This window comes from Clostridium sp. YIM B02500 (assembly GCF_022324665.1).
Classification (GTDB): Bacteria; Bacillota; Clostridia; order Clostridiales; family Clostridiaceae; genus Clostridium; species Clostridium beijerinckii.
Genome location: NZ_JAKGTE010000001.1, coordinates 16,762 through 32,617 on the forward strand (window position 1 = coordinate 16,762; position 15,856 = coordinate 32,617).

Below are 15,856 nucleotides of genomic sequence, written 5' to 3' on the forward strand. Positions count from 1 at the left end.
TCTAAATATTGAAATATTCCTTTGCATTGTTGTAGCATATACCTTCAACAACTGTTTTTAGCAATTTAATATTTCCTGGTACTTCACCATTTTCTACCCATTCTCCGATTAAATTGCAGGCAATTCTTCTAAAATACTCATGTCTTGTATATGATAAGAAGCTTCTAGAATCCGTTAACATTCCAACAAAACGGCCTAATAATCCAAGATTTGCTAACACTTTTATTTGTTCAATCATTCCATCTTTATTATCGTTAAACCACCAAGCTGCACCGAATTGCATTTTTCCTGGAATCCCCTCTCCCTGAAAATTTCCTATCATAGCTCCAAGAACATAATTATCCTTTGGATTCAACGTATATAAAATTGTTTTAGGAAGGGAATTTTCCTTATCTACAGAATCTAAAAGTCTAGATAATGGGTACGCTATACTCTCATCATTAATTGAATCAAATCCTGTATTAGGGCCTATTTTTTCGAACATTCTATTATTATTATTCCTTAGCGCAGCTATATGAAGCTGCATAGCCCATCCAAGCTCATGATAAAGTTTAAATACATGTGTTAATGTATAAGTTTTGTACTTCTTTTCTTCATCAAGGCTTACTACTTCTCCATTTAAGGCTTTAGCAAATATAGCTGCTGCATCTTCTTTTGATGTATCTGCATAAACTACTGTCCCATCTATACCATGGTCTGCTATCCTACATCCAACCGAATGGAAGTACCTTACTCTTGAGTCAAATGCATTTAGAAATTCATCATAATTACTTATAGTGATCTCCGATACTCCTTCTAATTTTTTTACCCATGAAACAAAACCATCTAAGTTTATTTCTATTCCTTTATCTGGCCTGAAAGTTGGTAAAACATTTACATTAAAACTCTCGTCTTCTTTAAGCTTAATGTGATATTCTAAAGTATCAGTAGGATCATCAGTTGTACATATAGTTTCAACCTTTGATTTTGTAATTAAATCTCTTGCTCTAAATCCTTCTCCACTTAACAATTCGTTTGCTTTTTTCCAAATTGCTGGAGCAGTTTCTTCATCAAGCAGTTCATATATTCCAAAGAACCTTTGAAGCTCTAAGTGAGTCCAATGATAAAGAGGATTTCCTATAGACATAGGTATGGTTTTTGCCCAAGCTAAAAATTTATCATAATCACTGCCATCACCTGTAATATATTTTTCATCTATACCATTGCATCTCATTGCTCTCCATTTGTAGTGATCCCCGTATAACCATACTTCAGTTATGTTATTAAATTTTTTATTTTCATATATCTCCTTAGGATCAATATGACAATGATAATCGATAATAGGCATATTCTTTGCATAATTATGATATAACTCCATAGCTGTTTTATTAGATAATAAGAAATTTTCATCCATAAATTTCTTCAAATTCATCATCCTACTTTCAAATAAAAGTTTAATATTTGTGAAGTATTGAATGGATTTTCTTTAACGGTACACACTCTGCTAATTAGAGTACATTATCGTAATCTTTATATATCCAACACCCTACTATAACGTTTTCTTTTACACTAATCTTTGTAAATTTTCATTACTTAGATTATGTTCCCAACTCTAATATTTCTTTAAATCTTCATAATCTAAGCAAGATTGTTAGTTAGTGCAATTTGTGTTATAATGTATTTCTTAATAATTTTCTTAGCATTTTTATCATTCTTTGTTTATATTATTTGCCAGAATATAATAAACTGGAATGATAAAAATGTTATTTTTTACATATCTCAATTTCACCATAAACTATCTGCATTCTAAGTACTTTTCTAAAGTAGACCTAACAGCACCAGTTCCAGAAATCATTTCGGTGAAATAACCTTCAATTTTTTCTCCTAATCCTATGACATAAAGATCTACGCCAAAAATTTCTTCATTCATTAGTATCGGTTTTAGAGTATCTCCTAATTGTTCTATAGTTCCTAATTTTATATTAGCTACATATTTCTTTAGTTCATCTAATAATGGATCTGGACTTAATTCCATTGCATTACCATCATCAGCTATTCCCATTAAATATCTGCACCAACCTGCAATAACAAGCGGAATGTATTTAAGGTTTTTAGTATCTAAATCTACTCTATCTCTGTAAGCCTTGATTGTCTCCCCAAATCTTATACCAACCTTTTGAGATGTATCTGATGCAATCCTTTGAGGAGTATCTGGTATATATGGGTTCGGAAGTCTAACTTCAAGTACTTCTTTAATAAAATCTTCAGGTTTTAATATTCCTGGATCAACAACAACTGGCATTCCTTCGTCGTACCCAATCTTTTCAACTAGTTTCTTTAGAGTTTGGTCTTTCATTTCGTCTGCAATTAAATTATATCCAAGTAAACATCCAAAGACTGCTAAAGAAGTGTGTAGCGGATTTAAACAAGTACAAACCTTCATTTTTTCAACTCTCTCGACTGTTTCTCTGTTTGTTAAAAATACTCCAGCCTCTTCTAATGCTATTCGTCCATTTGGGAAATCATCTTCTATAACAAGATACTGTGGTCCTTCTGCATTTACAAAAGGTGCAATATAAGTATTCTTATTAGTGCATATAATCTCAGTACTGTCAAAACCGTTTTCTCCTAAAGTATCTTTAACACTTTGAGAAGGTCTAGGCGTAATTTTATCTATCATACTCCAAGGGAACGATACCTTTTTATCATCATTGATATATTGTAGAAAGCCTTTATCAACTAATCCATTTTCAGTCCACTTCTTTGCTATTGTTTCCATTGCATCATGAAGCTTTTCACCATTTTTTGAACAATTGTCCATACTTACAAAAGCTATTGGAAGTTGTCCATTCTTATATCTCACATATGCTAAAGAAGTAGCTTTAGCAATAATACTTACAGGATGTTCTAATCCATCTGTTATATCCTCTTTAGATAGATTTTTTACGCTATAACCTTTTTCAGTTATCGTAAAACTTGCTATTTGTAATGCTGGATTTGAAAATATATCTTCCAGTCTATTCCAATCTTGTCCCCTTGAATAGTCACAAACTAGGCTTTCTCCTATGCTTCCTACAACTTTTTTCTCCAAGCTTCCATCTGGTTTCATAATTACTAACAAACTTAAATCATCATGAGGCGCATAAATTTTATCTATTATTTCATAGTCATATCCTTCTACAGCAACAATACCTCCAGTTACTTTTTTATTGTTTAAAAGTTCTTGTTGCAGCATTGCTATAAATCCTCTAAATATGTTTCCTGCTCCAAAGTGCACCCAAGTAGGATTTTCCTTAGTTAAAGTTGACATATTATCATGATCAAACTTTGGAAGTTCTATTCCAGCATTTTCCCATAACTCGCTGTTTTTAATACTTTCTTTGCTTAGTATTAATTTGGCATTATTCATTCCTATTTTCACCTCTTTAAAACTACTATTAATAGCATTACCAATTTTAATTATCTTTTATATCTTAGGATTAATAAATCCAAGATTTTATTGCAATCTCTAATTTTATTTATTCTTAAGCCTTATTTAGTTCTTTGTAGTGTATCCCATATTCCCCAGATATACATAATTCCAAGAGCTCTATCATAAAGTCCATAACCTGGTCTACACTGCTCATTCCATATATGTCTTCCATGATCTGGTCTCGCATATCCAGTAAATCCAAATTCATGGTAAGCTTTTACTATGTCACATATATCTAATGAGCCATCACAAGTTCTATGAGATGTTTCAATAAAATCACCATTTTCATAAATCTTTACATTTCTAATATGAGCAAAGGCAATTCTGTTTCCAAATTCTCTTATCATTGCTGGCACATCGTTATTAGTATTTGAGCCTATAGCACCGCTACAAAGAGTAAGGCAGTTATATGGACTATCAACAAGCTTTAATAATCTTGCTAAGTCGTTTCTACTTTTAACTATCCTTGGTAAACCAAATATTGACCAAGGTGGATCATCCGGATGAACTGCCATCTTAATATCATTGATTTCAGCTACAGGAATAATTTGCTCTAAGAAATATTTCAAGTTATTCCATAAATCTTCTTCTGTAACATTTTTATATGCTTCAAAAAGTTGTGTCAGATTCTTTAATCTTTCTGGCTCCCAACCTGGCATTGTAAGATCTGGATTTGATGCTATCTTGTTAACCAACTCCATTGGATCTATATCTGTAATCCTTGCTTTTTCATAGAAAAGAGCTGTTGAACCATCTTCTGTTTTTTTGTACAAGTCAGTTCTCAACCAATCGAATACCGGCATAAAGTTATAGCAAATTACTTTTACGCCAACCTTGGCTAGTTTCTCTATTGTCTTTTTGTAATTTTCAATATATTTATCTCTAGTTGGAAGTCCTAATTTAATGTCCTCATGAACATTAACACTTTCAACAACATCTAAATTAAATCCATATTTATCAGCTGATTTCTTCACTTCAAGAATTTTTTCCATCGGCCATTCATCACCAGCTGCCATATCATGAAGAGCCCAAACAATCGTTTCTACACCGGGAATCTGTTTAATTTGCTCAAGTGTTACGGTATCGTTACCTTCACCATACCATCTGAAACCCATTTTCATAATAATATACCTCCTGTCATTCTATCTAATTTGGTTTTACCGTATAGTTTTTTTGCCAGCATATAAAGAGTTTAAATTGAATGCTCTATATAGGCCTCACCTCCCTAAATTGAAAATTTATTTTAATATCAGATGATTTTAATATCATGGCATCTAATATTTAAGTGTGTTGTATAACCCTAATCTTTGAAATAATTAGGATAACTTTCTCTTACTTGTGTTTTATCAAAGATGACCATATTTAAATGCTTCTTCATGAATTCTTCTGCCATCTCTGGATTTTTATTTTTTATAGCATTAAATATTTCTTTGTGCTGAAGATAGATATTATCCCAACTAGAATTAACTGTTAATCTTAATACACGAATTCTTTGAAATTCGGTACTTCCATCATTAATACTATTCCATATCCTCTTTTTGCTACATCCTTCAAAAATTATCTTGTGAAATTCCTCGTCCGTATTAAATAATTTTTTATAGTCGTTATTTTCTATATACATTTTTTGAAACTTTAAATTCATTTCCAAAGCCAATATATTTTCTTTTGGAAATTCCATACAGGCTTCTTTTACTACAGCTCTTTCTAAATGCTCACGTAAAAATCTTTCTTCTTCAACAGCAGATAAATCAATTAATGAAACAACTGTACCTTTTTGAGGATAAATTTGCACTAAGCCTTCTTGAGCTAAACGGACAAGAGCTTCTCTGACTGGAGTTCTGCTCACTCTATATTTTTCAGAAAGTTCTTTTTCAGAAATGCTTGTACCAGGCTCAAGATATAGATTAATAATTTCTTCTCTGAGATTATGATATATAACCTTACTCGTAGAATTCTTGCTTATTTTAAAAGTCATACTTATATTCTCTCCCATTGACGTGTTTTACCATACTTGTATGGTAATTATGAGTATAGTCTCACTATCTAAGAATCGTTTACAAAGACTTGTATAGTAAATTTTTTCACTTGCTTTTCCCTAATTGCTATGATTAAATTATAGCTATATAAATACATAAACAATATGTTTTAATTGCTTCAAAACTTGCAAAAATTGCTATAGTAAAATATAATGTATCTCAGTTTTATTAAAAATCACTTATTCAAATAATCTCTTTCGCAATTTAAAACGTTTAATTGTTTAATAATTCAGTAATTTTATCGCAATTTATACAATTCGTCGAAGAGGTGATATCAATGAAAAGAAAAATACATGAGTTTTTTACACGCAAACATATGCTTTCCAGTGACTACGAAATCTTTCACTTCTTAAATACTGATGTGCCATTTCAATACCTACACAATCATGACTTTTATGAGTTTTATCTATACCTTTCTGGAGATGTTACATATTTGATAGAAGGTAAGTCATACAATCTAAAATCAGGTGACATAGTATTAATTAATACAAGAGAACTACACCGAGCTGTTATTAATAGCATGAAAGTGCCTTATGAGCGTATTGTACTCTGGATCAACAAATCTTTTCTACATGAATTGTCAACGCCAGAAACGGACCTTACACAGTGCTTTGAAAACATAGAGAAATCAAATGTTATAAGAGCTGATTTTCAAATTCAGCAGAATGTAAGGGCACAACTTAGCAAGCTACTTGAACTTGAAAACTACAAAGGCTTAGGTAAAGATTTGCTATATAAAGCCTATATTATAGAACTTATAATACAGTTAAATAATCTTGTTTTAAGTCATAAATCTGATTTTGACATTGATGTGACGAAGAGCAGCTTAATTGATGGAATAGTTGAATATATTAATAATCATATTAATGAAGAACTTACAATTGATGAGCTTTCTAAAGAATTTTATCTTAGTAAATTCCATTTATCTAGAGAATTCAAAAAGTATACTGGTACTACAATCCATAGGTATATCGTACAAAAAAAATTAATACAAGCTAAAGAATTAATTCTTAAAAATCATCCGATAAATAGCGTTTACAAACAATCTGGATTTGGTGATTACTCAAATTTTTTTAGAGCCTTTAAGAATGAATACAGCATTTCCCCTAAACAATTCTATGAACTTATGGTTGAATCTAATTTGAAGAAATAATAAACATTAGAAATTTTATGATATATAGTTTTATAATAAATATTTCAATAGCTTTTTCTATTAAAAAAAGGAAATAACATATTTAAATTTATCTTATATATATCTTTTTTAATAACAAAACCGTGCTAAAATCTATATGATTAGAGAATAACTGGACAAGGCATATAATGTAGAGAACTAATTGCAACATATGTACATCAACGAAATACTTTAAGGATTTTACTTAATTTTCTAATTAATAAATTTTAAATGAACAAGATACAAACTCATTATTAATAATTTATTACAAGAATAGCATATGTAAGTACTATTCTTGTAATTTTTTGTGTAGATATATATAATTTATTTAAATGTACACCAAAACTTGTTAAAATAAAAAATTCGTAAATAATTTGAATAGGCTTTTTTGAGGTGAAAATATGAAAGCAAATGTAGAAATAGTTCTTGGATTTCTTGGCTCTGGAAAAACGAGGTTTATAAATTCTATGCTAAAAAGAAAAGAATTACAAGATGAAGCTATCGTTGTTATACAAGATGAATTTGGAGACTGTCAAATACAGGATGACTTGAATAATAAAAATCCAATAGTAGTAATTAATGTTGATAAGAATAAAGAAATTGATGAAAGTTATATAACCGAAATCGTAAGTAAACATGCTCCGAATAGGATTTTTATCGAAATAAATGGTATGAAAGATTCTACTAAAGTAATTAATATATTTAATACAAAAAAGATAAAGAGTATATGTAGAATTGATAACATAATAAGTACTATTGATACAACAAGCTTTAATATGTATTTCAGAAATATGAAAAGTATTATTAGCACTCATATTTTAAATAGTGAAACTATAATTTTGAACAATGTAGTCGAGTTAGATAAAAAAGAACTTTTAAACATACAAAAAGAAATTGAAAATATTAATGAGACTGCTGATATACTAAGGCATTTATACATAACAGATGATAAAATATCAAATAAAAAAGAATATGTAAAAACTACAAGGCATGGTTTTTCATTCTTTAATACTTTTTTATATTCAGGTTTTGTACTATTTTTATTCATTTTTTTGATTACGATGTCAACATTAAATATTAAAATATCCAGTGCGTATTTAGATAGATTCAAAAAATTTTATGATGTATTTATAAGCATATTAATTCAAGGTTTTCCCTTCATTCTTATTGGGAGTTTTGTATCTTCAATAATTCAAATTTGTATATCAAGAGATACATTTATTAAACTATTTCCAAAAAATAGTTTTTTATCTTGTGTAATTGCAGCTTTTGCAGGTTTATTATTTCCAATATGTGATTGTGGGACAATCCCTGTGGTTAAAGGCCTTATGAAAAAGAATGTTCCTATAGCAGCAGGAATTACTTTTATGCTTGCAGCGCCAATTGTAAATCCAATAGCAATTATTGCAACTCTCTATGCTTTTCCAGGTATGGTATCTGTCGTAATTTACAGGTTAGCTGCTGGAATATTAATCTCTGTTTTAGTAGGTTTAATTATGCAGTTTACTACTAAGAAGGATGAAGAAATTTTAAAAAATAATTCTGATATAGATACATGTGATTGCGGTTTTTGTGATGGTAAACAGGATTATTCAGAAAGTAATCTACAAAAAGTCAAGGCAATATTCGTTCATGCAGGAGATGAATTCTTTAATATAGGTAAATATATGATTATTGGAACTTTTTTATCTAGTATTTTTCAAAGTATGACATTTATAAGTAGCAATACTTACATTTCTAATGATAGTAGAGTTTCTCTTCTTGTAATGATTTTATTATCTTTCTTACTTTCAGTTTGTTCAACTTCAGATGCATTTGTTGCCAAAGGTTTTTTAAGAGCCTTTCCAATAAGCTCTATACTTGGATTTTTAGTAGTTGGACCCATGTTAGATGTAAAAAATACAATGATGCTTTTTGGAAGCTTTAAAAAGAAATTTGTAATAAAATTAATATTTACTATTATTTTAGTGTCATTTAGCATTTTGATTAACTGCAAATTAGCTTGATAATATTGAAAAATAGCTCAATATATTATCATATATTCCATAGCTATTATAGATAAATTAATTGAAGGAGGTAGCATATGAAAAGAATTAGTTCAGATATAATTATTAAAATACTGATATTGCTATGTTTTGGGATATTTTACTTTAAGATAATTAAGAATAATGAAATAATAATGTATGTACATCCAAGAATTATTCCATTTGCTATTTTAGGAATGCTAGCAATGTTTGCAATTGCGTTATTTCTAATTACAGACAGTCGTCGAACCAAAAAGAAGAATACCAAGTTAAGGAATTATGTAGTCTTCATCATTCCCTTAGTTATGGTATTTTTCATGCAAAGTACCAGTGCAAATTTTAGCGGATCATTAAGCACCAATTTAACTTATGACAATTCTAAGCCTAATCCCTCAAACCAAAAGATTAACAATGTTGAACAGGGTAAATATGATGATGATTTATATATTAAAGATAATGTTATAGAAGTAGATGTGAACAATTTTCTGCACTCCTTCGATGAACTTACAGAGAACGCAAATAACTATGATGGACAAGAAATAGAAATAACAGGATTTGTTTATAAAGACACAACCCTTAACGATAATGAATTCTTAGTGGGTAGATTTGTAATGGCGTGTTGTGCAGCTGATTTACAAGTTGTAGGAATTAAATGCGATAGTAATAATCAAGAAATCTACAGTAAGGATACATGGGTAAAAATAAGGGGCAAACTTAAAACTGAAACAGTTAAGTATGCAGTGAACCCGTTTATAGTAGTCGAACATATAGAAAAAGATCCTAATCCCAAAACTGAATACTTATATCCATTTTAAAAATCCTTAACTATCTAGATTTAATATGTCATAAACTGTGCCAAATATAACTATTAAAAAATTATCTTTATATAAAAAAATAAACTATGCCACTTTCATTTAGTGTTTTATAGCATAAAGAGCTATATAAACATTAAATGAAAATTAGCATAGTCATATAAGGCATAATCCCCAAAACAACAAGTCCAGTTGCCTAATAATTATTTTAGAATTTTAAATTCATATCCTTGTCCCTTTAAATATTCTATAACTTCTGGCAAAGCTTTTGCTGTTTCTTCTTTTCCGTACGTATCATGCATTAATATTATTGCTTTTTCCCTGTTTGCCACAGTTTTTATAACTTCTTGTTTTAACTGTTCTGCTTTTTTAGGAGCACCTTCTGCATCTCCAGATAACGAATTCCAATCAATTTGATGATAATCCTTGTCATGCAATGCTTTGTCCATAGCTTCTGCTCCTGACGGATCTTTCTTGTCCCAAGTCATTTGTCCTCCTGGAAATCTAACAGCTCTTGCCACAAAATCTTGTCCTAAAATATTTTTCAAAGATTGATTTGTTTTCTCAAAATCGGACATACAATTCTCCAAATTTATTTTTCCATTTGGATATAAGTAGTTATAATCATGCGAATAAGTATGATTACCTATTGCATTACCTTCATCAAACTCCCTTTTTACTAAATCTTTGCTTGCCTGATCTTTATCTATATATTTTCCTATAAGGAAGAAAGTTGCATGTACATCTTCTTTCTTAAGAATATCTAATATCTGAGGGGTAACTGTTTCTGATGGCCCATCATCAAAAGTCAAATAAACAACTTTCTTACCATCAGCTCCATCAGGCCTTTGTCCTTTCATTTGCTGATTTAAATATTTTTCTACAAATGCTGAGTTTTCTACTTCTGAATTACTTTCTGATTTAAGTTCGTCACTATCCGTTTCACTTTTACTCTGATTATCACTTGATTCAGATTTTGCATTCTGGTTACCATCAAGTGCTTGTACAGTTTTTGTATTATTTGAAAATCTTTGCATTACTATGTTACCTACTGTTATAACCAATATGGAAATAATAATAAATAGAATTGTGATCTTTGCTACTTTAATGTTTTTATTTGGGTTATTCCTATTGTTATACTTCATTTTTCATCCCTCTTATGTCTTATCTATGTGTGTCTTAATAGTTCTTTATTAGATAGCAGCATATTAAGCATATGTTGCAATTGAATTCTATAATTTACCTTAACTAAATATTCGTCTTATTAGAACTTTCAAGGCTAAGTATACTATTGCAACATATATACTGAGTATTTGTAGCTAATTATTTAAAAATTCCTTGTGTAAATTCATCTAAATCAACATCATGGTTTATTCCATTAACAAATCCTGTCTCACTGTATTGATGTCCAACTCTTGAAAACCATATTTTATTTGTTGGCAGGTTTTGAAATGGAGTATTATTATAATTTGCTTCCCATAAAGGATAGTTAGATAATCTGCCGTCTAGATTGCTAATGAAGCTACTATATGTGTATATACCTATATCCATATTACTTACTTTCTTGAATTCGGCTATAAATCTTAAAGCATAATCCATAATGTCAAATCCTGTAGCTTCTATATCTAACATTGGTTTCAAATCGTTTCTTTTATCCTTTATACTATTATAAAAATTATCGGCTTGAGTTTCTGGAGCACTTGTCCCAACTAAGAAGTGATAGAAACCAACCTTTAATCCAGCTGATGAAGCCCCATTATAATTAGCCTGTAAATACGGATCTATAAAAGTTGTTCCTTCAGTTGCTTTTATATACACTAATTGAACTCCACTTGCTTTTACTGAATTAAAATCTATGTACCCATCATAATTACTAATATCTATACCATAATATTTGCTTAAAGTGTTCCCACTACTGCTTGAACCAGAAGAACTTTGACCTGGAGTGCTTCCGGTACTACTTGATCCAGAAGGACTCTGACCTGAAGTGCTTCCGCTACTGTTTGAACCAGAAGTATTTTGACTTGAAGTGCTTCCGCTACTACTTGATCCAGAAGTATTTTGATTTGACGCACTTCCGCTGCCACTTGGTCCAGAAGTATTTTGGCTTGAATCTTCATACCTCTTGCCATCTGATCCAATCTTGTATCCATCTTTAGTAGTATTAGTAAGCATTTTTCCTGTGTCTTTATCTAAGTAATACCACGCTCCATTAAGATAAGCCCATCCTGTTGCCATGCTTCCATCATTATTAAAGTAATACCAGTTATTGTTTATAGTAATCCATCCAGTTTCCATATCTCCGCTATCAGTAAATTCGTATGTTGTACCATCTATCTTATTAATACCAGTTACCATACTTCCATCGTTCTTTAAATAGTACCATTTATTATTATTCTTAATCCATCCAATATGAATTTTTCCACCTTTATCGAAGTAATACCATTTATCATTTATTTTACTCCATCCACTATTGGTTGCCATAACTCCTGAATCTTTGAAATAGTACAAATTTGAACCATCATCTCGTATTCCAGTTGCCATAGCACCTGAATCAGTTAAGAAATACCAATCACCATCTAACTGTTTCCATCCTTTTGCCATAGCTCCACTTTCATCCATGTAATACCAGTTACCTTTGTCTTTTACCCATCCAGTTTTCATTTTACCGTCATCTTCATTTAAATAGTACCAATTATTATCTGGTTTAATCCATCCAATCGCTTTTGTATTATCTGACTTATAATAATACCAAACTCCACTCTCATTCTTCCAACCAATATTGGATGTTATACTAGTATCACTAGTTGCAGCTTGTACATTTAATCCTGGAATTAAAATTAGTACCATTAATACAGATAATATTGTGAGTCTCTTTTTAATATTCAAAACAACCTGTCACTCCCTTTTTTATTTTTTAGCTAAAATATAATTAAATTGAATACGAAGTTAATTTTATGCTTCAATAAGATTCTTTCCATCTATAGCAATGCTTCCATCCTTGTAATATTGCATTACTCTCTTAACATAATCCTGAACCCCTTGTGACATCTTACATAAATCATCATCTGATAAGACTCCATCTTTTTTTACATTTTGTGGTCCAGCATTATAAGCTGCTATTGCTATTTTTACATCACCATTAAATTGGTTTAGATATTCTTTTAGTAATTTTGACCCTCCATCGATATTTTGCTCTATATCATATCCGTCAGTCATTCCAAGATATGTATAATTCTGAGGCATAATCTGCATCAATCCAGTAGCACCTGAACTTGATGTTGCTTTTGGATCAAAATCTGACTCTGCCTTAATTATAGCTAGTATCAATTTTGAATCTAGTCCATATTTATTTGCCGAATCATTTACTGAGTTATATATTTTTTTCATAGTATCACTTGATCCCTTCGAGCTAGTGCTTAAAGGAATTTGATTAAGCGGCTTATATCTTTTTCCATCCGATCCAATCTTATATCCATCTATGGTAGTATCCGTTAGCATTTTTCCTGAAGCAGGATCTAAATAGTAATAATCGCTTCCATTTGATGTAACCCATCCTGTTGCCATTGATCCATTATCATTTAGGTAATACCATACTCCATCAAGATTTATCCACCCTGTAGCAACACTTCTATCAGTATTGAAATAATACCAGTTATTGTTCACATTAACCCATCCAGTTTCCATCTCACCAGTATCACTAAACACATATGTTGTATTTCCTATTTTATCAGTACCAGTTACCATACTTCCATCATCGTTTGAGTAATACCACTTATCATTATTCTCAACCCATCCAGTATGTATCTTTCCATCTTTATCAAAATAGTACCATTTATCATTTATCTTAGTCCATCCAGTATTTGTAGCCATAACCCCTGAATCTTTGAAATAATATAAATTAGAATTATCCTGCTGAATTCCAGTTGCTCTAGCACCCGAATCAGTTAAAAAATACCAGTCACCATCTAACTGTTTCCATCCTTTTACCATAGCCCCATTATCATCCATATAGTACCAGTTTCCTTTATCCTCTAACCATCCAGTTGTCATTTTACCACTATCTTCATCTAAATGATACCAATTATTATCCGGTTTAATCCATCCAATTGCTTTTGTGTTGTCAGACTTATAATAATACCAAGATCCATTTTCATTTTTCCAACCGATACTTGATGTTATATTTGTATCAGTAACATCAGCTTGTACATTTAATGTTGGAATAAAACTTAGCGCAATTAATGCTGATAAAACTGTAAGTACTTTTTTAATATTCAAAGTAATCCATCACTTCCTTTTAACTGATTCTTAATAAAAAATGTTATTAGACTAAATAACTAATACTGATTTTAAAAAGTTAAATCTAATATTAAAATTTATCATTAAAAATCAGTATTAATTATGTATTTTATAGTTTTTTAATGTTCTTTATTATTTTTAAAGTAATTCTTTTCAATAATGGCTTCCGAAACTTTGAATTCATCTTTTAGATGCTTTACTTCTTTTTCATCTTTTGGGTTTCCTACAATTTGACCTTCATTTAATATTGTAGCATCTCTATTCGTATTCACTAATACTCTTCCTATTGAATTATTCTCAAATTCACTTCTATCCTCGCCAAGCAAGTATAATATTGTCGGTTTAAAATCTGTTTGACCACCAGCTGTTGATATAACTTCTGATTTTAAGTTCCTTGAATAAATCATATAGGGAATCTTTCTTTGATTATCCTTCCACCAATCTCCTTCTAAAGGCGCATTTTCTATATCTTGTTCATAAAATTTATGAACACCACAATGATCACCGTAAATCATAACTACCGTATTATCCAATAAACCTTCCTTATCTAATTCTGCTATAAACTTTCCAATAGCTTCATCGGTATATCTTACAGATTGAAAATACTTTCCTAGCATATTATCATCAAGTTCTTTAGGTAGGTTTAAATATTTTTTATTTTCTGGCATCTCAAAAGGGCCGTGACTTGTCAACGTAGTCATAAATGCATAATAGGGTTGTTTTTCATCTTTTAACTTTTGAGCTACTTGCTTTAAATATGATTCATCTGAAAGTCCCAAACCTATAATTTCATCCTGATTAAACTTTCCTACATCTAATATTTTATCAGCCCCATAGCTTTTATGCATTTCTGTCCAATTCCAATTTCCAGGTGGTTCTGCATGAGTAGAAACTGTAGAATATCCTTTACCTTCTAAAATATTTTGAAGTGTATTATATTGACTCCAAGGATAAGAATATACTGTAGTACCTTCTCTTATAGGGAGTACTGATGCATTAACCATCAAATCACAGTCTGAACTTGTTCCAGAATTATTTTGTTCACGTATATTATTAAAATACAAGCTATTTGACAATAACTTATTTAAATTTGGTGTTATTTCTTGTCCATACACTTTTTGATTAATGACAAAGTTCTCCAAAGACTCTACTTGTAGTGCAATTACATTTTTTCCTTTAAACATTCCCTTGTAACTATTGTCAGGTAAATCTTCTTTATTATCGTTAAACCAATTCTCTATTTCTTTTTTATCTTCATCTGTTAAAGTTTTATTTTTATTTTTATAGAACTCAATATCAAAACCATGATATCCAAGTGGGCTCATATCTCCAAAAGTCTGAAATGGCGCCCAAGACAATCTAAATACATTTTTCCCTTGATCCATTTGCTTGACATCTACTGTGTAATAACCAAGCCATATAACAAGTGCACTTGCGATAAATACATACAAGGTCTTTGCTATCCTAAAATATGCTTGACTTTCATTCGCTTCTTTAACTTTAATAAACTTATGTATTAAGAAGAGCATTACAAAGTCAATGATAAATACTAAATCCACTATTCTAAAATTAAATAAATTTTTGCCTTCCGGATTAAATATCTCGGTATGCATTAAATGTCTTATAGATAAAAAGGTTTCATTTGAACGATAATACCAGATATCTGCAACAAAAAGAATTGTCACTAAAATATCTATTATTAAGGCAGCACCAAGCCTCCCCCTTTCTTTAAAAAGAAATATTGGACTGCATACTAATACTATTATTGCTATATGCACCCAAAGTACTGGACTATCAAAATAAGCACTTCCTAAACTTATACTTGATGAATCTTGTGTCCTTAGCATAGATAATAGCAATGTTGATTTAGCTTGTAACATTGCTACCATAAATATAAATAACCAATTTTTTCGAACTAAATTTTTCATTCTTTCTTTTGTTTCCATTTTCATTCTCCATTAATATCCATTTTTCTTCCTACATTATAACTCAAACTTTATCTTTTACCAATATAATTTTATTAAAAGATAATTACAATATTTTAATGTTAATATTAATCTTAC

At 30.1% G+C, this 15,856-nt stretch carries 11 protein-coding genes; 3 read left to right on the forward strand and 8 right to left on the reverse strand.

What is annotated here, in order from left to right; translation table 11 throughout:
• Position 1 precedes the first annotated feature (1 nt).
• The 4 genes from uxaC to L1S46_RS00080 form a co-directional block, all read right to left on the reverse strand.
• Positions 2-1,405 carry a glucuronate isomerase gene (uxaC, locus tag L1S46_RS00065; RefSeq protein WP_238898739.1) on the reverse strand — a complete coding sequence of 468 codons (1,404 nt, stop codon included), beginning with the start codon at positions 1,403-1,405 and terminating at the stop codon, positions 2-4.
• Positions 1,406-1,774: 369 nt separating this feature from the next.
• Complete coding sequence (locus L1S46_RS00070; RefSeq protein ID WP_238898741.1) at positions 1,775-3,388, reverse strand: mannitol dehydrogenase family protein; 1,614 nt, start codon at positions 3,386-3,388, stop codon at positions 1,775-1,777.
• 122 nt (positions 3,389-3,510) lie between these two features.
• On the reverse strand, positions 3,511-4,572 hold the full coding sequence (gene uxuA, locus L1S46_RS00075; protein ID WP_238898743.1) for a mannonate dehydratase: 1,062 nt from the start codon (positions 4,570-4,572) through the stop codon (positions 3,511-3,513).
• Between the two features lie 179 nt (positions 4,573-4,751).
• Positions 4,752-5,426 carry a GntR family transcriptional regulator gene (locus L1S46_RS00080; protein WP_017209803.1) on the reverse strand — a complete coding sequence of 225 codons (675 nt, stop codon included), beginning with the start codon at positions 5,424-5,426 and terminating at the stop codon, positions 4,752-4,754.
• Positions 5,427-5,764: 338 nt separating this feature from the next.
• Here L1S46_RS00080 and L1S46_RS00085 point away from each other — a divergent pair, with 338 nt between their 5' ends.
• From L1S46_RS00085 to L1S46_RS00095, 3 genes are all read left to right on the forward strand, one after another.
• Entirely contained in the window at positions 5,765-6,640 is an 876-nt protein-coding gene (locus L1S46_RS00085; RefSeq protein WP_012060815.1) for an AraC family transcriptional regulator, read from the forward strand.
• 419 nt (positions 6,641-7,059) lie between these two features.
• The gene (locus tag L1S46_RS00090; RefSeq protein WP_238898744.1) at positions 7,060-8,664 is read left to right on the forward strand and encodes a permease; all 1,605 of its coding nucleotides are present in this window, start codon (positions 7,060-7,062) and stop codon (positions 8,662-8,664) included.
• A 77-nt stretch (positions 8,665-8,741) separates the two neighbouring features.
• The gene (locus L1S46_RS00095) at positions 8,742-9,497 is read left to right on the forward strand and encodes a TIGR03943 family protein (protein WP_238898746.1); all 756 of its coding nucleotides are present in this window, start codon (positions 8,742-8,744) and stop codon (positions 9,495-9,497) included.
• 200 nt (positions 9,498-9,697) lie between these two features.
• Here L1S46_RS00095 and L1S46_RS00100 read toward each other — a convergent pair whose 3' ends face one another.
• The 4 genes from L1S46_RS00100 to L1S46_RS00115 all read right to left on the reverse strand — a co-directional run bounded on the left by L1S46_RS00100 (position 9,698) and on the right by L1S46_RS00115 (position 15,739).
• On the reverse strand, positions 9,698-10,639 hold the full coding sequence (locus L1S46_RS00100) for a polysaccharide deacetylase family protein (protein ID WP_238898748.1): 942 nt from the start codon (positions 10,637-10,639) through the stop codon (positions 9,698-9,700).
• 178 nt (positions 10,640-10,817) lie between these two features.
• The gene (locus tag L1S46_RS00105) at positions 10,818-12,383 is read right to left on the reverse strand and encodes a GH25 family lysozyme (RefSeq protein ID WP_171787472.1); all 1,566 of its coding nucleotides are present in this window, start codon (positions 12,381-12,383) and stop codon (positions 10,818-10,820) included.
• 66 nt (positions 12,384-12,449) lie between these two features.
• Positions 12,450-13,772: a transglycosylase SLT domain-containing protein gene (locus L1S46_RS00110; protein WP_236896003.1), complete on the reverse strand. Its 1,323-nt coding sequence runs from the start codon at positions 13,770-13,772 to the stop codon at positions 12,450-12,452.
• 140 nt (positions 13,773-13,912) lie between these two features.
• The gene (locus L1S46_RS00115; protein WP_238898750.1) at positions 13,913-15,739 is read right to left on the reverse strand and encodes an LTA synthase family protein; all 1,827 of its coding nucleotides are present in this window, start codon (positions 15,737-15,739) and stop codon (positions 13,913-13,915) included.
• Positions 15,740-15,856: the final 117 nt, after the last annotated feature.